General features: G+C 74.0%; 16 protein-coding genes and 1 riboswitch. Of the genes, 11 read left to right on the top strand and 5 right to left on the bottom strand.

Annotation, left to right across the window (positions count from 1 at the left end; genetic code table 11):
- The 8 genes from ONA70_RS24325 to thiC all read left to right on the top strand — a co-directional run.
- Positions 1–682, top strand: a 682-nt coding sequence (locus ONA70_RS24325; protein WP_265008798.1) for an aldo/keto reductase, incomplete at its 5' end; no start/stop codon positions are given.
- Positions 683–999: 317 nt separating this feature from the next.
- Positions 1,000–1,110: riboswitch (TPP riboswitch) on the top strand.
- Positions 1,105–1,731, top strand: coding sequence for a thiamine phosphate synthase (gene thiE, locus ONA70_RS24320; RefSeq protein ID WP_265008797.1), 627 nt, complete (start codon positions 1,105–1,107; stop codon positions 1,729–1,731). (Overlaps the previous riboswitch by 6 nt.)
- Positions 1,725–2,846, top strand: coding sequence for a glycine oxidase ThiO (thiO, locus tag ONA70_RS24315; RefSeq protein WP_265008796.1), 1,122 nt, complete (start codon positions 1,725–1,727; stop codon positions 2,844–2,846). The genes thiE and thiO overlap by 7 nt, the downstream gene beginning before the upstream one ends.
- Complete coding sequence (gene thiS, locus ONA70_RS24310) at positions 2,837–3,037, top strand: sulfur carrier protein ThiS (RefSeq protein ID WP_265008795.1); 201 nt, start codon at positions 2,837–2,839, stop codon at positions 3,035–3,037. The genes thiO and thiS overlap by 10 nt, the downstream gene beginning before the upstream one ends.
- Positions 3,038–3,042: 5 nt before the next feature.
- Entirely contained in the window at positions 3,043–3,813 is a 771-nt protein-coding gene (locus tag ONA70_RS24305) for a thiazole synthase (RefSeq protein WP_406601236.1), read from the top strand.
- 86 nt (positions 3,814–3,899) lie between these two features.
- On the top strand, positions 3,900–4,568 hold the full coding sequence (locus ONA70_RS24300) for a thiamine phosphate synthase (protein WP_265008799.1): 669 nt from the start codon (positions 3,900–3,902) through the stop codon (positions 4,566–4,568).
- Positions 4,565–5,353, top strand: a complete 789-nt coding sequence (gene thiD, locus ONA70_RS24295; protein ID WP_265008793.1) for a bifunctional hydroxymethylpyrimidine kinase/phosphomethylpyrimidine kinase — start codon at positions 4,565–4,567, stop codon at positions 5,351–5,353. Before ONA70_RS24300 ends, thiD begins: the two co-directional genes overlap by 4 nt.
- A gap of 17 nt (positions 5,354–5,370) precedes the next feature.
- Positions 5,371–6,963 carry a phosphomethylpyrimidine synthase ThiC gene (gene thiC / locus ONA70_RS24290; protein WP_265008792.1) on the top strand — a complete coding sequence of 531 codons (1,593 nt, stop codon included), beginning with the start codon at positions 5,371–5,373 and terminating at the stop codon, positions 6,961–6,963.
- Between the two features lie 47 nt (positions 6,964–7,010).
- Here the strand turns inward: thiC and ONA70_RS24285 are convergent, their stop codons facing one another.
- The 4 genes from ONA70_RS24285 to ONA70_RS24270 all read right to left on the bottom strand — a co-directional run bounded on the left by ONA70_RS24285 (position 7,011) and on the right by ONA70_RS24270 (position 12,138).
- Complete coding sequence (locus ONA70_RS24285) at positions 7,011–9,947, bottom strand: hypothetical protein (protein WP_265008791.1); 2,937 nt, start codon at positions 9,945–9,947, stop codon at positions 7,011–7,013.
- Between the two features lie 75 nt (positions 9,948–10,022).
- Positions 10,023–10,331 carry a cupin domain-containing protein gene (locus ONA70_RS24280; protein ID WP_265008790.1) on the bottom strand — a complete coding sequence of 103 codons (309 nt, stop codon included), beginning with the start codon at positions 10,329–10,331 and terminating at the stop codon, positions 10,023–10,025.
- Positions 10,328–11,278, bottom strand: coding sequence for an LLM class F420-dependent oxidoreductase (locus ONA70_RS24275; protein ID WP_265008789.1), 951 nt, complete (start codon positions 11,276–11,278; stop codon positions 10,328–10,330). The genes ONA70_RS24280 and ONA70_RS24275 overlap by 4 nt, the downstream gene beginning before the upstream one ends.
- 2 nt (positions 11,279–11,280) lie before the next feature.
- Positions 11,281–12,138, bottom strand: coding sequence for an ABC transporter ATP-binding protein (locus ONA70_RS24270; RefSeq protein ID WP_265008788.1), 858 nt, complete (start codon positions 12,136–12,138; stop codon positions 11,281–11,283).
- 287 nt (positions 12,139–12,425) lie between these two features.
- Here ONA70_RS24270 and ONA70_RS24265 point away from each other — a divergent pair, with 287 nt between their 5' ends.
- Together ONA70_RS24265 and ONA70_RS24260 are read left to right on the top strand one after the other, a co-directional pair.
- Positions 12,426–13,457: an ABC transporter substrate-binding protein gene (locus ONA70_RS24265; protein ID WP_265008787.1), complete on the top strand. Its 1,032-nt coding sequence runs from the start codon at positions 12,426–12,428 to the stop codon at positions 13,455–13,457.
- 110 nt (positions 13,458–13,567) lie between these two features.
- Positions 13,568–14,395, top strand: a complete 828-nt coding sequence (locus ONA70_RS24260) for an ABC transporter permease (RefSeq protein WP_406601237.1) — start codon at positions 13,568–13,570, stop codon at positions 14,393–14,395.
- A 208-nt stretch (positions 14,396–14,603) separates the two neighbouring features.
- Here ONA70_RS24260 and ONA70_RS24255 read toward each other — a convergent pair whose 3' ends face one another.
- Entirely contained in the window at positions 14,604–15,782 is a 1,179-nt protein-coding gene (locus ONA70_RS24255) for an ABC transporter substrate-binding protein (RefSeq protein ID WP_265008785.1), read from the bottom strand.
- Between the two features lie 446 nt (positions 15,783–16,228).
- On the opposite strand from ONA70_RS24255, the gene ONA70_RS24250 reads away from it, so the two are divergent.
- Positions 16,229–18,916 (top strand): sensor histidine kinase (locus ONA70_RS24250; protein WP_265008784.1); only part of this gene is annotated, 2,688 nt, incomplete at its 3' end.

The raw sequence follows: 18,916 nt of genomic DNA, 5'->3' as shown, positions 1-18,916 counted from the left end.
CCCCCCCGCGACCCGCCGCGCCGGGGGCGCCCGCCGGTACATCGCGCGCGCGGTCGAGGCGTCGCTGCGCCGGCTCGACACCGACCACATCGACCTGTACCAGATGCACGAGCCCGACCCGGAGACCCCGATCGACGAGACCCTCGCCGCCCTGGACGACCTGGTCCGCGCCGGCAAGGTCCGTTACCTGGGCAACTCGAACTTCGCCGGCTGGCAGATCGCCGACGCCGACTGGACCGCGTCCTCCCAGGGCCGTACCCGGTTCATCTCCGCGCAGAACCACTACAACCTGCTGGAACGGTCAGTTGAGGCGGAGGTCATCCCGGCCTGCGAGCGGTTCGGGCTGGGCATGCTGCCGTTCTTCCCGCTGGCCAATGGCCTGCTCACCGGCAAGTACAAGCGGAACGAGGCGCCCCCGGCCGGCAGCCGGCTCGCCGGCGGTGGCCGCTACGCACAGCGGCTGGCCGCGGCGAACTGGGACACCATCGAGGCGATCGAGGCGTACGCGGCCGAGCGCGGACTGACCGTGCTCCAGGTGGCCATCGGCGGGCTCGCCGCCCGGCCCGCGGTGGCCTCGGTGATCGCCGGCGCCACCACCGCCGAGCAGGTACGCGCCAACGCCGAGGCGGGCGCCTGGCAGCCCACCGACGAGGACCTGGAAGTCCTCGACGCCATCCTCTGACAGTGCTTTCCGCTGCCCCGGTGCCGTTCCGTGCGGCACCGGGGCAGCCTGCTGCTCGGGCAAGGCCGCCGGTATCGCCGGCTGGTGTGGCAGTGGGTGGTTCGCTGCGCCGTGCGGCGTCAGTGGAACGCCATGGAGGTCAACGGGCGGTTTGACGTCCTTGGTGTTCCACGCGGGACCCGTGCGGTTGCAGGCATCCGGACAGTGTGGCGTGAGTGGACGATCACGCGCTGTCCCGGTCCTCCACCCGCGACGGTGGGTGGGAAAAGTGTCACCCGCCCTTGGCGGATCCGGGGGAACGTCGTACGGTAGGCCGCAAGTGACCCACGGGAGCCCGGTGCGTACCGGGCTGAGAGGGGGGCTGGAAGCCCCCGACCGTCGAACCTGATCCGGGTAATGCCGGCGCAGGGAGGAGTGTTGCCGTGCCGTCCCTGGGACGACTGCATCTGATCACCGACACCCGGCCGGGGCGGGACCCGCTGGCCGTGCTGCGCGCCGCCCTGCCGGTGGCCCGCGCCGAACTGGTCGTCCAGGTCCGGGTGGCGGACGACACCGGCGACCGCGAGGCGTACGAGCTGGCCCGGCAGGTGGTCGAGCTGTGCCGGCCGTACGGGGCGACGTGCCTGGTCAACGACCGGCTGCACGTGGCGCTGGCGGTGGACGCGGCGGGTGGCCACGTCGGTTCGGCCGACCTGCCGGTGCCGGCCGCCCGTCGGGTGCTCGGCGCCACCGCCGTGCTCGGCGCCACCGCCCGGGAACCGGTGGCCGCCACCACTGCGGTCGCCGCCGGGGCCAGCTACCTGGGCGTCGGTCCGTGCTACGCCACCACCACCAAGAGCGGGCTGCCCGATCCGATCGGCCCGGAGGGGGTACGCGCGGTCGCCGGCGCGGTGGACGTGCCGGTGATCGCGATCGGCGGGGTGACCGCCGCATCGGTGCCGGCGCTGCGCGCCGCCGGGGCGTACGGGGTGGCGGTGGTCGGGGCGCTTTCCGCCAGCCCCGATCCCGCACGCACGACTGCCGAACTGATCGAGGCCCTGACGTGCTGACCCGACCGGACGTCGCCATCGTGGGGGCGGGACCGGTCGGACTGGCGATCGCGTGGCGCTGTGCGTCCCGGGGATTACGCGTGGCGATCCACGATCCGGCACCCGGGACGGGTGCATCGCACGTCGCCGCGGGCATGCTGTCGCCGGTCGCCGAGGCGTACTTCGGCGAGCGTGAGCTGACCGCGCTGCTCGCCGAGTCCGCCGCCCGCTGGCCCGACTTCGCCGCCGACCTGGCCGAGGCCGCCGGCACCGGGTTCGGGTACCGCACGGACGGCACGCTGCTGGTCGGCCTGACCGCCGACGACCTGGCCGAGGCGTGCCGGCTCTGGGCGTACCAGCAGGGGTTGGGACTGCCGATCACGCTGCTGCGCCCTTCGGAGCTGCGGGACCGCGAACCGGCGTTGGCCCCCCGGGTGCGCGGTGGCGCGGTCGCTCCCGGCGACCACCAGGTCGACCCGCGCCGGCTGGTCGCCGCGCTGCGGATCGCGGCCGAACGGGCCGGCGCGGTGTGGCGGCCCGGCGCGGTGGGCGGGCTGTCCGAGGTGGACGCCCGGGTCACCGTGGTCGCCGCCGGCTGTGGCGCGGCGGCGCTCACCGGACTTCCGATCCGGCCGGTCAAGGGCCAGGTGCTGCGGCTCCGCGCGCCCGGTCGCGGCGCGCCGGACTTCCGGCACGTGATCCGGGGGTACGCGGACGGCGAGTCCGTCTACCTGGTGCCCCGGGACAGCGGCGAGGTGGTGGTCGGGGCGACCGTCGAGGAACGCGCCGACACCGAGGTCACCGCCGGCGCGGTGCTCCGGCTGCTGCGCGCCGCCGTGGACCTGGTTCCCGAACTGGCCGAGTACGACCTCGTCGAGGCGTCCGCCGGGCTGCGCCCCGGTACGCCGGACAACGCGCCGATCATCGGGGCGCTGCCCGGCCGGCCCGGCGTGGTCGTCGCCACCGGGCACCACCGGCACGGCATCGTGCTCACCCCGGTCACCGCCGAGCTGGTCACCGAGTTGATCGTCAGCGGCGAGCCGGCCCCGCTGCTCGCCCCCTTCACCCCCGACCGGTTCGTCGACACCGGCGCGCCGGCCCCCGCATCCGCCATCGAGGAGGAGACGTGCAACTGATCGTCAACGGCGCGGGCCGCGACCTGCCCGGCGGGACCACCGTCTCGGACGTCGTCCGTGCGGTCACCGACCAGCGGCGCGGCCTCGCGGTCGCGGTCAACGGTGAGGTGGTGCCGCGCGCCGGCTGGCCGGCGACGGTGCTGCGAGACGGCGACCGGGTCGAGGTGCTCAGCGCCGCCCAGGGCGGGTGAGCGGGATGTCCCTCGACATCGGCGGGGTCTCCTTCGGCTCCCGGCTCATCCTCGGCACCGGCGGCGCGGCCAACCTGAACGTGCTGGAGCAGGCCGTCCGGGCCTCCGGGACCGAACTGGTCACGGTGGCGCTGCGCCGGGTGGACACCGCCCCGGGCGCCACCGGCGGGCTGCTCGACCTGCTGGACCGCTGTGGCGTACGGCTGCTGCCGAACACGGCGGGCTGCCACACCGCGTCGGAGGCGGTGAAGGTGGCCCACCTGGCCCGGGAGGCGTTCGACACCGACTGGGTGAAGCTGGAGGTGATCGGGGACGAGCGCACCCTGCTGCCCGACGGGGTGGAGCTGCTGCGGGCGGCGGAGGAACTGGTCGCGGACGGGTTCACCGTGCTGCCGTACACCTCGGACGATCCGGTGCTGGCCCGGCGGCTGGCCGACGTGGGGTGCGCGGCGGTGATGCCGGCCGGTGCCCCGATCGGCTCCGGGCTCGGGGTGGGCAACCCGCACCACATCCGGCTGATCCGGCAGAGCGTCGACCTGCCGGTGATCCTCGACGCCGGCATCGGCACCGCCTCGGACGCGGCGCTCGCCATGGAACTGGGCTGCGACGCGGTGCTGCTGGCCAGCGCGGTCACCCGGGCCGCGGACCCGGTGGCGATGGCCACCGCAATGCGGTACGCGGTGGCGGCCGGGCGGCTCGCGTACCGGGCGGGCCGGATCGCCCGCCGCTTCCACGGCCTCGCCTCCACCCCGGACGACGGGCGGCCGGACCTGTGACCGCCCCGTCCGGGGTGGCCACGGGCCACCAGGCCAAAGGAGATCTTGGTAGGAAAGGGCCCCTGGAGGGGCCGGATTCTCCCAAGATCTCGTCGAGCGTCGCGCCGTCCGGTCTCGTGGTGCTGACGGACCGGCGGGTGGCGCCGGGGCCGCTGGTCGAGGTGATCGCAGCGGCCGTGGGCGGGGGAGCTCGCTGGGTGATGCTGCGGGAGAAGGACCTGCCCCGCGCCGAGCGGGCCGCCCTCGCCGCCGAGCTGCGGGCGATCCTCGCCGAGGCGGGCGGCACCCTGATCGTCGCCGGTCCCGACCCGCTCGACGGGGACGCCGTCCACCTGTCCTCCGCCGGCCCGTACCCGCCGCCCCGGGGCGCGCTGGTCGGCCGCTCCTGCCACGATGCCACCGAGCTGGCTCGCCTCACTACCGAGGACTACGCCACCCTCTCGCCCGTCTACCCCACCAGAACAAAACCCGGCTACGGTCCACCCCTGCACCCGGGCGGCCTAGCCGCGCTGGCGCGGGTCAGCCGGGTGCCGACCGTGGCACTGGGCGGCATCGAGACGCCGGAACAGGTGCGGGCCTGCGTCGAGGCAGGAGCCGTCGGAGTGGCCGTGCTCGGCGCCGTCATGCGCGCCGAGAACCCAGCTGAGGCAGCCGCCACGCTGGCCGCAGCTTTCCATGAGGCGGTCACCCCCGTGCCGCAAAGCTGGCACGCCCCGACGGAGGTGCCCTCCAGGAGCAACGGGGGAAACAGGTGACGCCGCGAACCATCCTCACCATTGCCGGGTCGGACTCCGGCGCGGGTGCCGGCATCCAGGCCGACCTCAAGGTCTTCGCCGCCCTCGGCGCGTACGGCACCAGCGTGATCACCGCCGTCACCGCGCAGAACACCCGGGGTGTGGACGCCGTCCTGCCGCTGCCCCCGCAGACCGTCCGCGACCAGCTCGACAGCGTGCTCGGCGACTTCGCGGTACGCGCGGTCAAGACCGGCATGCTGGGCACCCCGGCGGTCGCCGACGCGGTGGCCGAGGTGGCGCGGGCGGGCCGGCTGCCCCGGCTGGTCGTCGACCCGGTCCTGGTCGCCACCAGTGGACACCGGCTCGGCGTGGTGGAGGCGGTCGAGCGGCTGCTCCCGTACGCCGAGGTGGCGACGCCGAACTGCGCGGAGGCCGCGGCCCTCAGCGGACGCCGGGTGGCCACGGTCGAGGAGATGGTCGCGGCGGCCGAGGCCCTCGTCGCCGGCGGCCCGGCGTACGTGGTGGTGACCGGCGGCGACGTGGACGCCGACGGCGAGTCGGTGGACGTGCTGGTCGGCGGCGGGACGACCAGGCTGCTGCGGGCGCCCCGGGTGGCGACCCGGCACCACCACGGCACCGGCTGCGCGTTCTCGGCGGCCATCGCCGTCCGGCTGGCGGCCGGCGACCCGGTCCCGGCCGCCGTCACCGCCGCCAAGGAGTACGTGACCCGCGCGCTGACCGGCGGGCGGCACTGGGAGCTGGGCGCGGGACGCGGCCCACTCGACCACTTCGGCTGGTCGTGTTGACCATCAGGGAGGCTGTCATGCAGGCACGACGCAAGGTCTACGTGGAGGGGTCGCGGCCGGACCTCCGGGTGCCGTTCGCCGAGGTGGAGCTGACCGGGGACAACCCGCCGCTCCGCCTCTACGACACCTCCGGCCCCGGCTCCGACCCGGAGGTCGGGTTGCCGCCGCTGCGCGGGGCCTGGATCGCCGCGCGTGGTGACGTGGCGCCGGTGCGGGGAGCGGGCACGCCGCTGGCGGGCATGGCCGGGCAACGCCCGACGCAACTCGCGTACGCGCGGGCCGGGGTGGTCACCCCGGAGATGGAGTTCGTGGCGATCCGGGAGGGTGTCGCGCCGGAGTTCGTCCGGGACGAGATCGCGGCCGGGCGGGCGGTGCTGCCGCTCAACGTCAACCACCCGGAGTGCGAGCCGGCGATCATCGGCAGGGCGTTCCTGGTGAAGGTGAACGCCAACATCGGTACCTCGGCGATCACCTCTTCGATCGCCGAGGAGGTGGAGAAGCTGACCTGGGCGACCCGGTGGGGCGCGGACACCGTGATGGACCTGTCGACGGGGAAGCGGATCCACGAGACCCGCGAGGCGATCGTGCGGAACTCGCCGGTGCCGATCGGCACGGTGCCGATCTACCAGGCCCTGGAGAAGGTCGGCGGTGACCCGGTGAAGCTGAGCTGGGAGGTGTTCCGGGAGACCGTCGTCGAGCAGGCCGAGCAGGGCGTCGACTACATGACCGTGCACGCCGGGGTGCTGCTGCCGTACGTGCCGCTGGCGGTGGACCGGGTCACCGGGATTGTCTCCCGAGGCGGCTCGATCATGGCGGCCTGGTGCCTGGCGCACCACGAGGAGAACTTCCTGTACACCCACTTCCGGGAGCTGTGTTCGCTGCTCGCGAAGTACGACGTGACGTTCTCGCTCGGCGACGGGCTGCGGCCGGGTGCCATCGCGGACGCCAACGACGAGGCGCAGTTCGCCGAGCTGAGGACCCTCGGCGAGCTGACGAGGATCGCCTGGGAGTACGACGTCCAAGTGATGATCGAGGGCCCGGGCCACGTGCCGATGCACAAGATCAAGGAGAACGTGGACCGCCAGCAGGAGTGGTGCCACGAGGCCCCGTTCTACACGCTGGGGCCGCTGACCACGGACATCGCACCCGCGTACGACCACATCACCTCGGCGATCGGCGCCGCGATGATCGGTATGTTCGGCACCGCGATGCTCTGCTACGTCACCCCGAAGGAGCACCTCGGGCTGCCCGACCGGGACGACGTCAAGGCGGGCGTGATCGCGTACAAGATCGCGGCGCACGCGGCGGACCTGGCCAAGGGGCATCCCGGGGCGCAGGCGTGGGACGACGCGCTCTCCAAGGCGCGCTTCGAGTTCCGCTGGGAGGACCAGTTCAACCTCTCACTGGACCCGGAAACCGCGCGGTCGTACCACGACGCGACGCTGCCGGCCGAACCGGCGAAGACCGCCCACTTCTGCTCGATGTGCGGGCCGAAGTTCTGCTCCATGAAGATCACGCAGGAGTTGGCGGACTACGCCGCGCGGGGAATGCGGGACAAGTCCGAGGAGTTCCGCTCCGCCGGGGCGCGGGTCTACCTGCCCCTGGCGTGAGCCCCCGTCCGGGGCGGGCCGGTCGCACCGCCGGCCCGCCCCGGAGGTCAGTCGCGGTGGTGGCGGCCGGTGCGCAGGGTACCGGCGTCGTCGGCGTCGTCCGAGGCGAGGCCGGCGACCCAGTCGACGTACTCCTCGTCCTGCGCCAGCGACTCGGCCTCGCGGTCGGCCTCCGTCGCCTCGACCGTCTTGGCCCGATTGCGCCGGAACAGGCCCCGCCGTTGCTTCGCCTGCCCGTCGCCGGGCTCCCCGGCCGCGTCCGTCGAGGTGGTTGCGGGCTCCCCGGTGGGCTGGCCGTCGGCGGTCGGCGGCGACCCGGCGAGGGCGGCATGCCGTCCGTCCGGCGTGGACTGCGGGAAGTCCGGGGTGGTGGGGCTCGTCTGCCGCGCGGTGACGAAGGCATCCCAGGCGGCGCCCCGGTCCAGGTCCGGCAGGGCGCGGTGGCGGGGGCGCGGCGCGGGCTCGACCCGGGCCGGCCCGGTGTCGGCGGCAGCGTTGTCCGTGCGGCCGTCCGGGTCGACGTCCTCCGGTGCGCCGCCGCGCGGGCCGACCGGCCGGTTCGCGGCGGGCGCGATCGGCCAGGCGGGTCGGACGCTGCCCGGCGCGTCCGACACGTCCTCGAAGATCGGGAAGCGGGGGCGGGGCGACGCCGGGACGTCGACCGGGTCGCGGAGGTCGGCCTCGACCGGTTCCGGATCGATGAAGAAGCGCCGCTCGTCCGACCGACCGTCGGTGGCGTCCGACGCGTCCTCGGCCGGCGAGTCGGGTGTCCCGGCGACCGGCGCGGGTGCTGCCGGCGGCTCGACGGGCGGCGGCGGGTCGGCGGAATCGGCCGGCTCCGGGGCCACGGCGGCCCCGGCGGCCCCGGCCGGTGCCGCGGCCGGGCTGGTCCGCCCCTTGCGCGGTCGCTTGGACCGGCCGGCCGGGCGCGGTTCGGCCGGCGCCGGGGCCGCCTCGGCCGGGGCCTCGGCGGACGCCGCCCCGGTGACCGGGACGTCGGCGGGCGGGCTGCCGGCGGCCGGCGTCTCCGGCCGCGCCGGGTCTGCCGCCTCCGGTTTGGTGGGCGATGGCGCCTCGGCCGGGGCCGCGCCGGCGACGCTCGTGGCGCGGGTCGCGGCCGAGGCCGACCGCTGCCGGCGGGACCGGGGTACGGCCGGGGCCTCGGTCGGGCCGCCGGCCACCTCCTTTGCCGCGCGCGACCCGGACGACCCGGACGACTCCGCCGGGGCCGGCTCCGGCGTAGCGGTGGCCGACGCCGGCGCTGCCTGCGGGGCCAACGACCCCGCCGGGGCCGGCTCTGGCGCGGCGGTGGCCGGCGTCGACTCTGCCTGCGGGGCCGGTGTCGACGCGGCGGGCAGGGCGGCCGCCGGCTCCGGTCGCTCGGCGGGCGACGGGTCCGCGAGGTGCTCCGCGGCGACGGTCGGTGCCTCCGGGGCGTGGCCAGCCGGCGGTCCGACCGGACGACCGGCGGCCAGTACGTCGATCGCGGCGGTCCGCCGCCCGGGCGGCAGCACCCCCGGCATCGGGAGGGCCCGGATCGGGTCCTCGGCGTCCCGCCCGGCGGCCGGTGGCTCGTCGGCGCCCGCGTCGCCGCTCGACCCAGGCGGCGCGGGCTCGTCCCGGTCGGGGTCGCCGCTCGATCCGGCCGGCGCGGGCTCGTTCCGGTCGGGGTCGCCGACCAGGTGGGCGGGCGCAGGCTGGCCGGTGCCCGGGTCGCCGCTCGAACCGGGCGGGGCGGGCTCGTTCCGGCCGGAGTCGCCGGCCGGGCCGGTCCGGGTCGGACCGTCCGGTCCCTGGTCGCCGGCCAGGCCCGCCGGCGCGGGCTCGGCTGAGGCGACGGTGTCCGCGCGGCGACGGTCCGGGCCGGCGGCGACCTCGTCCCGGTGTGCCCGACCGGCCGGCACCGGCGCCGGGGTGATCCCGGCGGGCACCGGCCAGTCCCAGTGGGCGGGGGTGCGCCCGGCGGGCCGGGTGGGGCCGCCCGCCCGCTCGCCGGCGATCCTGGCCGCCTCGTGGTCCGTACCCTCGCGGCTTGCCGGGGTGACGAGGGCCGAGGTCTCGGCGGCCGGGGTGGCGGGGATCTCGGGCGACGGCGGCAGGGGTTGAAGGATGTCGGTGGGCTCGATCGCGTCGGACGCGGGTTCGCTGGCCGGGCGCGGCACCAGCGTGGCGGCGGTGGAGCCGAGCGCGCCGGCGGCGACCGCGATCAGCGCGCCGTAGTAGGGCGCGAGCTGGTACCGGTCGGCCGCGTCACCGGGGCCCGCGCTCAGGTACGCGAAGGCCAGCAGCACCGGCCCGGCCACCCCGGCGGCCCCGCCGACCAGCGGCAGGTGACCCCGGCGGCGGGCCAGCGCGCCGACCGCCGCGCCGGCGAGCAGCGCCAGGATCGGCAGGATCAGCATGGCCAGCCCCTGGGCCGCCCCGGCGTCCAGCCAGGACGGTTCGAGGACGCCCAGGCGTACGGTGTGCAGCGGCCCGGCCGAGGCCACGGCCGGCGCGACGGACAGCAGCGCGAGCAGCCAGACCGCCGCAGCGGTGAGCACGACGTTCCAGCCGAAGGGCGGCTTGAGCAGGACGGCGATCGAGGCGCCCGCCCCGACCACCGCGCCGAGGATGGCGCAGATGCCGACTGCCCAGACCGGGTCGACGGTGCCACCGAGTTCGGCGGCGCGGGCCGGCTGCATGCAGAGTGGTGCGACGACGGTCGCGCCCAGCGCGGCGGCGCCGGCGACGGAGAGCTGTTCGGTGGTGCCACCCGGGAACCCGTCCCGGCGGGCGAGGCGTTCGGTGAGCACGGCACCGGCCACCGCGGCGACCGCCGCGAACCAGCCGACCCAGGCGAGCTGGGCCGGCCACCGGTTGACCGAGTCGCCGTCGAGGCGTACGACGCCGAAGCCGTACGCGATGCCGAGCTGGCCGGCCCCGGCCAGCACGCTCACCCCGAGCGCCGCGAGCAGCAGTTTGCCCCACGTCCGATAGGCCATGTCGGGCACGTTACGGCCAGGTGCCGTCGATCGCCACTTGCCACTCCTTACGCCGACCAGCGGCGTTCGGCGTGTCTACTTCAGCTCGACCAGGCGGGCCAGGTAGGTGGTGTCCCCGACGTTGGTCAGCATGTGCACGGCACCCGGGTCGCGGTAGACCACCCCGCCGGTCGGTTCATCGGCGTCGATCTTCGTGCCGTCGATCGTCTGCACCACGTTCTTGGCGCCCTGGATCGCCACCACCAGGTACGGGTGGTCGTGCCGGTGCAGCGGCTGCCGCTCACCCGGCTCCAGCCGGATGTGCCAGACCCGCACCCGGTCGTTCTCGTAGACGATTTCCTGGCCCACCGGGCCGAGTTCCAAATCGGCGGAGAGGTCGGTCATCGGGTTCCGTCCAGTTGGGGGAGCACCTCGGCGGCGATGAGCTCCAGGTGGTCGAGGTCGTGGAAGTCGATCAGACGCAGGTGCGCCCGGGTGGTGCCGATCGCGGCGAACTCGCCGAGCCGGTCGACGAGTTGGGCGGGGGAGCCGACCACCGGGTCCTCCGGTGGCAGGGCGCTCTTGGCGTGCAGCGGGGCGGCCCGGCGCTGCGCCTCGGCGTCGGTGCGACCGATCGCGACCACGATGCCGGCGGAGAGCACCAGCGGGGCCCGCCCCGATCCGGCCCGCCCGGACCGGTCGCACGCCTCGCGTATCCGTCGGTAGGCGGTGGCGGTCTCGGCGACGGTCTTGAACGGCATGTTGAACTCGTCGGCGTACCGGGCGGCCAGCTCGGGGGTCCGCTTGGGGCCGCGCCCGCCGACGATCACCGGCGGGCCGGGCCGCTGCACCGGCTTGGGCAGCGCGGGCGCGTCCACGAGCTGGTAGTGCTCGCCCTTGAAGCTGTACGTCTCGCCGGGCGGGGTGCCCCACAGCCCGGTGACCACCTCGAGCTGCTCGGCCAGCCGGTCGAAGCGCTCGGCGACCCCGGGGAACGGGATGCCGTACGCGGTGTGCTCCCGCTCGTACCAGCCGGCGCCGATGCCCAGCTCGACCCGGCCGCCGCTCATCTGGTCGACCTGGGCCACCATCACGGCCAGCGGGCCGGGCGGCCGGAAGGTGGCCGAGGTGACCAGGGTGCCGAGCCGGATCCGGGAGGTCTCGCGGGCCAGGGCGGCCAGCGTCAGCCAGGCGTCGGTGGGCCCGGGCAGGCCGGGCTCGTCACCCATCGCCCGGTAGTGGTCGGCCCGGAAGAAGCCCTCGAAGCCGGTCTCCTCGACCCGCCGGGCGAACCGGAGCTGATCGTCGTAGCTGGCCCCACGGTGCGGCTCCGTGAAAACGGAAACCCGCATGCTCACTGTCCTCCCGCGCCGGTCGCCGCCGGCTGCTCCGCGGGCGCGGCCGGCGCGGCCGGCTCGGCCGGCCCGGCCGGCCCGGCCGGCACGGGTACGGCCGGGGCGTCCCGCTCCATCAGCAGTTCGTGCAGCTCGGCGCTGATCCGGGCCACCTCGGCGAGGTGCGCGTGGCGGCCCAGCGTGCGCGGTCGGGGCACCTTGACCTCGACGACCTCGCGGATCCGGCCGGGACGCGGGCTGAGCACGACGACCCGGTCGGCGAGCAGCACCGCCTCGTCGATCGAGTGGGTGACGAAGACGATGGTCGCCCTGGTCTCCATGTGCACCCGCTGGAGCTCGCCGGAGAGTTCCTCCCGGGTGAGCGCGTCGAGCGCCGAGAAGGGCTCGTCCATGAGCATCACCCGCGGCTCCCCGATCAGCGACCGGCAGAGCGAGACCCGCTGCTGCATGCCGCCGGAGAGCTCGTGCGGCAGGCGCTTCTCGAAGCCGCCCAGGCCGGCCATCTCCAACAGCGCGCGGGCCCGGTCGCGGTGCTTGGCCCGGCTCCAGCCGAAGATCTCGACCGGGAGCAGGACGTTGTCCAGCACCGAGCGCCAGGGCAGCAGCGCGGGCCGTTGGAACAGCATGGCGATGTCCCGGCGCGGCTTCGTGATCGGCGCACCGGCCACCGTGATCTCGCCCGCACTTAAGGGGAGCAGCCCGGCGATCATGCGCAGCAGCGTCGACTTGCCGCAGCCGGACCGGCCCAGCACGGCGACGAACTCGCCCTCGGCCACCTCGAGGTCGATGCCGCGCAGCGCCTCCACCCGGCCGGAGCGGCCGTCGAAGGTGCGGGACACCCCGGACAGTCGGATCATCTCGCCGCCGGCCCCTTCCACGTGTTGAACGCGAGCCGGGCCAGCGTAGCCGGAAGCGATCCTTGTAGCACCGTCCGGGGTGGACGGCATTCAACTTTCCGCCCGGCAACTTCGTTTCCGTTCCGCAACCGTACGCCCCGGCGTGGTCGCGCTGAGCTTCTCGTACGCTGTTGCGCGCGAAGAGTCCCCTCACGACGATCCTGCCGGCTGCCCCCTCCTGCCGGCACCGTCGGACCCACGACCCGTCCAGGCGAACATGGCCTGGTCGGAAAGGACATGGTGCACTGATGAGAAGGCTGACCCGTACGGTCGCCGCCGCCGCGCTGGCCACCGCCCTCGCCCTGGTCTCGGGTTGCAGCAGCGACTCGGACAAGTCCGGGGAGCCCAAGGCCGCCGGTGGTGCGGCCCTGGAGAAGGTGACCTACCTCACCTCTTTCGGCAACTTCGGCCGCGACTCGTACGCCTGGGTGGCGAAGGAGAAGGGCTTCTTCAAGGAGGCCGGCTTCGACGTCGACATCAAGCCGGGCCAGGGCTCCGGCGATGTCATCAAGCTCGTCACCGGCGGCCAGGCCGACTTCGGCCCGATCGACCTGACCGGCGGCATCCTCGAGTTCGGCAACGGCCAGGCCAAGGACTTCGTCGCGGTGGCGGCGATCCAGCAGCGCACCATGGCCGCCATCGTCTCGGTCGAGGGCAAGAACATCGCCACCCCGAAGGACCTCGAGGGCAAGAAGATCGCCGACACCCCGTTCTCCGTCGTGCGCAAACTCTTCCCGACGTACGCCCGGCTGGCCGGCATCGACGCCAGCAAGGTCACCTGGGTCAACGGTGAGGCAGCGGGCCTGATCGGCATGCTGGGTACCGGCGCGGTCGACGGCATCGGTCAGTTCGTGGTGGGCCAGCCGACCGTCGAGGCGGTGGCCAAGAAGAAGCCGGTCGTGCTGCCCTACAGCAACGTGATGACCGACCTCTACGGCAACGCGCTGATCACCTCCACGAGGATCGCCAAGGAGAAGCCGGACATGGTCAAGCGCTTCACCGCGGCTCTGCTCAAGGGCCTGGAGTACGCGCTGGCCCACCCGGAGGAGGCCGGCCAGATCCTGAAGAAGAACGTGGCCGCCGCGAACCCGCAGGCCGCCGCCGCCGAGCTCCAGCTGATGGCCGCGTACGTCCGGTCCAGCAACTCCGGCACCGCGCTGGGCACCCTGGACCAGGGCCGGGTCGCCAAGAGCATCGCCCTGCTCCAGGGCGCGGGCGCGCTGAAGCAGAACATCACCCCCGACCAGATCATCGACTTCAACCTCGCGCCGAAGGCCTGACCGGTCGGCTCGGGATACGGGGGTGCGTACCCGCCGGGGTTCCGGTGGGGCGCACCCCCTTCGCGTGCCGGCCGGACGGCCGGCCGAGAGAGGAGGACACCTTGGCGCAGTTGACAGCCACCCCCACGGCGGACCCGGTAACGCCGGCCGCGACCACCCCGAGCCGGTTCGGCGTACGCCCGTCGGCGGCGGCCATGCCGGCGCTCGGGCTGGTGATCGCGGTGGCAGCCTGGTGGTTGGTCACCTCCGGGCTGCACCTGGTGCACCCGGCGGCGCTGCCGCCCCCGCAGGCGGTGTGGCACGGCCTGACCGAGAGCGCGCACGTGCTGCTGCCGGCCCTGGGCATCACCGTCTGGATGACCCTGCTCGGCTTCCTGCTCTCCACGGCCGCCGGGGTGCTGATCGGGATGGCGCTGGCCGCCTCGAACCGGGTGGAGCGGATGTTCGCGCCGCTGCTGGTGGCCGTGAACGCGGTGCCGAAGATCGCGTTCGGCCCGCTGCTGGTGGTCGCGGTGGGCTGGGGGCAGAAGCCCATCCTGACCATGGTGTTCCTGCTCTGCTTCTTCCCGATCGTGCTCTCCACCGCGACCGGGCTGACCACCACGCCGGCCGACCTGGCCGAGCTGGCCCGCTCGTGGAACGCGTCCTGGTGGCAGTCGTTCCGGAAGGTGCGCCTCCCGGCCGCCCTGCCGCAGATCTTCGTCGGGCTGAAGGTGGCCATGCCACTGGCCACGATCGGCGCGGTGATCGGCGAGTTCTACTCCGACAAGGCCGGCCTGGGCTACCAGATCCTCCAGTACAACGGCGCCGGCGACACCGCCACGGCCTGGGCGGCCATCGTCCTGGTCGCGTTCATGAGCATCCTGCTCTACTCCGCCCTCACCCTCGTGGAACGCCTGGCCCTCCCCTGGGTAAGAGCCACCACCTCCGCGAGGTAACCACGGCGAGGTAACCACCGCGAGGTGACCACCTCGCCCACGTGATCAGGTCGACAGTGGACCGTCCATCGACCGTGGACACACGAGGTCCACAGAAAGGGACGGACGGCGGGCGCCCACCGAGGTGTTGGCCCCGGCGCAACCGGCGGAGGGATCAAGCCTGACCGCCCGGAGCCGGTTGTGCCGGGGCCAACACCCCACAGCGAAACTAGCCAGCCAAACGCCAGCGGCCACCGCGCGCGACCAACGTCGTCAACGCCTGCGGCATCAACCCCGAGTGGTTGTCCGGCGTCATCCGGATCGGCCCGGTGAGCCCGTCGAGCTGCGAGGTCTCCAGGATGTCGCGCAGCGCCTCGCGGTCCACCGTGCCCGGCTTGCCGCCGGCCCGCAGTTCGGCGTCCGCGATGAGCTGCACCGCGTCGGCGGCGAACGAGGAGAACCCGTTGTAGCCGCCGTAGCGGGCGGTGTAGTCCTGGAACCACTGCCGCCGGGCCGCCTTGGCCGGGGTGGTGGCGATGACGTCGTCGATGACCATGGTCTGGGTGAAGATCAGGGTGGCCTGCTCGGTGGCGCGGGACGAGGCGCCGAGGAAGAGATCACCGGCCGCCGAGGCGTCGAAGAAGAGCGATCCGGCGAAGCGGTTCTGCTGGGCGTTGACCGTGGCGAGCGCCGCCTGCTCCGGCGGCGTCCAGACGATCAGCGCGTCGGGCTTCTTGTCGACCAGCGCGGCCACCTGGCTGCTGACGTCGGTGTCGATGGTGCGCACCGCCGCCGACTTGGCGAGCTTGAGCCCGGCCTTTTGGAGCTCCTTGGTCAGCGCGGTCAGCCCCTCCTCGCCGTAGCCGGGGGCGCTGTACAGCACGGCCACCTTGTCGAGCCGGCGCCGCTTCAGTTCGGTGGTGAGGGCCGCCGCGCTGTCGGCCGCGTTCGGGGCCAGCTTGAAGACGTACCGTCGTTCGTCGACCGGCTCGGTGATCGCGCCGGAGGCGAGCGCGACCGTCGGAATGCGCTTCGCGCCGATGGTCCCGGCCGCGCGGTTCGCGCAGTCGTTGCAGCCGCCCATGATGATGGCGCTGACCCGCGAGTCACCACTGAAATCGTTGATGTTGCGCAACGATTCCGCGGCGTCGGAGCGGTTGTCCTTCACCTTGAGTTCGATCTTCCGGCCGCCGAGTGCGCCGGACGAGTTCAGCTGCTCGACCTTCAGGTCCAGTGCCCGTTGATACACCTTGCCGATCGGCGCGGAGGCACCGGAGAGTTCGAGGTCCGCGGCGATCACGATGGGGCTGGTGTCCTGCTGCTCCCCGCCGAACTGGCAGCCGGTGAGCGTGGTGGCCAGTACGGCCGATACAAGCGCCGCGATGCTCGCGGAGCGGATGGGGCTCAACTCAGTCCTCCAGGTGCGGCGCGGGAGTACCCCGACCACCGCCGCTCATCCGTCCTCAGTAGAGGAACGGGATTGGTGTGCCGTACGGTGTGCGCGAAGCCTGCAAAACCTTGCCAATGCCGAGCCGTGTGGTCAAGCGCGGATGTCGGCAGTCGTTTCGAGACGCCCGTCCCACATGTTGGGGACGCGGAACGTTAACCGGCAATTACTGCGCAGATTCGTCTGACCACTCTGGAGTTACATGCCCTGTTCAGGGGCCTGGGAAAATGAAGGTATTAGTTGACCGCTGCACGGGTTGAGTCGCCGCCGACGGTTTCCTGTCTCACTGCGGCTTCCCAAACAGGATCTCTTCTGATGAAATCGCGGCCGTGCCGCGCGCGGCGCTGGCCGCCACACCAGGCACGGGTCGGCGGGTCAGGCGTGGAAGAATCGACGGAGGCGATGTCGTGAGCACCGGACCTACGACCCTGCCCGAGAGTCAAGGTGCCGACCAGCGGAAGCGTCGGCGGCGACTGCCTCGGCTGCGTGACGCGCGGATCCGGTCCAAGCTCGCCCTCATCCTGGTGGTCCCGGTCGCCGCGGTCATCGCACTGGCGGCGGTCCGGCTGGTCTCGGTCGGTGAGGGCGCCTACGAGGCGAGCCGGATCCACTCGCTGACCGCGCTGTCCATCGACGTCTCGGCGCTCGCCCAGGACCTGCACAATGAGCGGATGGCGGCGGCCGCCTACCTGGCCGTGCCCAACCAGAAGCCGGACGACTACAACCTGCGGGTACGGCGTACCGACGAGCGGATCGCCGCCTACCGGGAGGAGCGGCGGCGGCTCGGTGACGTGCCTGCCTCGGTCCGGAACCGGCTGAAGGCCATCGAGGACCACCTGGCCACGCTGAACGGCACCCGCCAGGAGGTGCTGGACCGGCAGCAGATGCCGGTCGCCGAGGCGAGCCTGCGCTACGGCATCATCGTCAGCGACCTCGTCGCGTACGGCGACACGCTCGCCCAGCAGCCCGGCGCGGAGAGCATCGCCGACGCCCGGCGCGCGGTGGCCGCCTTCTCGCACGCCAAGGCAGAGGTCGCCGAGGAGCAGGCGGTCGCCTTCACCGCGCTGGCCGCCGGTCGGCTGGACGAGGAGCAGTTCTCCTCCTTCGTCGCCACCCTCACCGCCCAGCAGGAGTCACTGCTCTCTTTCTCCCGCGCCGCCGAGCCCGTGCAGCGGTCCCTGGTGGACGGCACGGTCTCCGGCGACGCGGTGCAGCTCGCCGACCGGGTCGCCAACGACCTGTCCCGCTCGGTCGGTCAGGAGCCGCTGGTCACCCGGGACGAGGCCGCCGCCGCTTTCGGCGCGGTCAACGACCTGATGCGGTGGGCCGAGGTCCAGCTCCAGAACCGGCTGCTGGCCGAGGCCGACAGCGTCCGCGCGGACGTCATCCGGCAGGCCGTCGTGGAGAGCCTGCTCGTCCTGCTCACCCTGCTCATCGCCGTGACCCTGGCCGTGGTGCTGGCCCGCTCGCTCAACGAGTCGCTGCGCCGGCTGCGCGAGGGCGCGCTGGCGGTGGCGAACCACGACCTGCCGGACGCGGTGAGCCGGCTGCAGAACGTCAACGCCATCGGCGACGGCGGCGTGGACGAGATCGTCCAGCAGGTCCGGGACCCGATCAAGCTGCCCAACCGCGACGAGGTCGGCCAGGTGGCCGCGGCCTTCAACGTGGTCCACCGGGAGGCGGTCCGGGTGGCGGCCGAGCAGGCCGCGCTGCGTACCAGCGTCTCGGCGATGTTCCTCAACCTGGCCCGGCGCTCGCAGAGCCTGGTCGACCGGATGATCGGCGAGCTGGACGCGATCGAGCGCGGCGAGGAGGACCCGAAGCGCCTCGCCCAGCTCTTCGAGCTGGACCACCTGGCCACCCGGATGCGCCGCAACGACGAGAACCTGCTGGTGCTGGCCGGCGCCGACTCGGCCGTGCCGCGCCGCGAGGACGCGCTCCTGGTCGACGTGCTGCGCGCCGCCCAGTCCGAGGTCGAGCTCTACAACCGGATCGAGTTCGGCACCGTCGACACCGACATCTCGGTCGCCGCGCACGCCGTGAACGACGTGGTCCGGCTGGTCGCCGAGCTGCTGGACAACGCCACCCGGTTCTCGCCGCCGAACACCACCGTGGTGGCCGACGGCCGGCGGATCCGGGACTACGTGCTGATCCAGGTCGAGGACCGGGGCCTGGGGCTGAGCGACGAGCAGCTCGACTCGCTCAACCGGCGGCTGGCCGCCCCACCCACGGTGGACGTGGCCGCGTTCCGGCTGATGGGTCTCGCCGTGGTGAGCCGGCTCGCCTCCCGCTACGGCATCCGGGTGGAGCTGCGGCGCAACGTCGAGGGCGGCACCGTCGCCCAGGTGACCCTGCCCAACTCCGCGGTGGTGCTCCCGGCCAACCGGGGCCAGGCCCCACTGACCCGGTCGCGCCAGCCGCTCGCCGTCGAGCAGTCCCCGGTGGCCCAGCTCGGCTCCTCGGCCGCCGACGCGCTGGCCGGCGCGGGGCGGGGCGGCACGGCGACGCTGACCGACCAGTGGCGCAGCACGCCCCCGCCGCCCGCCCGCTGGCAGACTGCCGACGCGCGGGAGACCGGCCCGGCCGTGCAGGTGGGCGGGGCGACCGGCGCGCTGCCGAACCTGCCCACCGTGCCGACCACCGCCCCGGTGGCGCCCGCGCCGCCCGCGCCGGCGATCCCGGCCTCGGGTGCCGGCTACCCGGTGGGCACACCGACCCACGCGTACCCCGCACTGGACCCGCTGCCGAAGCGGAGCCCGGGCCGGGAGGCCGCCCCGGTCGATCCGACCCCGCCGGCATACCAGCCCGCGGCGGCCTACCAGCCCGCGACGGCGTACCAGCCGGCCGCGGCGGCCCCGCCGGCGGCTCCCGCGGTGTCCCGGCCGGAACCGCCGGCGGAGGTCCCGATCTTCCGGGAGATGGAGGCCGTCTGGTTCCGCTCGCACGGCGAGGACGAGACGACGATCTTCGCCCGGCCCCAGTTCGGCGACGAGCCGCCGCAGCCGGTCGCCGCGGCCCGGCCGCCGCTGCCCAGCCGCACCCCGGGTGCCCAGGCGGCAGGAGCGACCACCCCACCGCCGTACACCCCGCCGGCG

This window comes from Micromonospora yasonensis, assembly GCF_026013475.1.
GTDB classification, from domain to species: Bacteria; Actinomycetota; Actinomycetes; order Mycobacteriales; family Micromonosporaceae; genus Micromonospora; species Micromonospora yasonensis.
This window is presented reverse-complemented; position numbering and strand designations above follow the sequence as displayed.

Bases quoted from the DNA above. Each gene is read 5' to 3' on its own strand.
- ONA70_RS24265 (WP_265008787.1), top strand. From the start codon at position 12,426: ATGAGAAGGCTGACCCGTACGGTCGCCGCCGCCGCGCTGGCCACCGCC.
- thiC (WP_265008792.1), top strand. From the start codon at position 5,371: ATGCAGGCACGACGCAAGGTCTACGTGGAGGGGTCGCGGCCGGACCTC.
- ONA70_RS24305 (WP_406601236.1), top strand. From the start codon at position 3,043: ATGTCCCTCGACATCGGCGGGGTCTCCTTCGGCTCCCGGCTCATCCTC.
- ONA70_RS24270 (WP_265008788.1), bottom strand. From the start codon at position 12,138: ATGATCCGACTGTCCGGGGTGTCCCGCACCTTCGACGGCCGCTCCGGC.
- ONA70_RS24275 (WP_265008789.1), bottom strand. From the start codon at position 11,278: ATGCGGGTTTCCGTTTTCACGGAGCCGCACCGTGGGGCCAGCTACGAC.
- ONA70_RS24285 (WP_265008791.1), bottom strand. From the start codon at position 9,947: ATGGCCTATCGGACGTGGGGCAAACTGCTGCTCGCGGCGCTCGGGGTG.
- ONA70_RS24280 (WP_265008790.1), bottom strand. From the start codon at position 10,331: ATGACCGACCTCTCCGCCGATTTGGAACTCGGCCCGGTGGGCCAGGAA.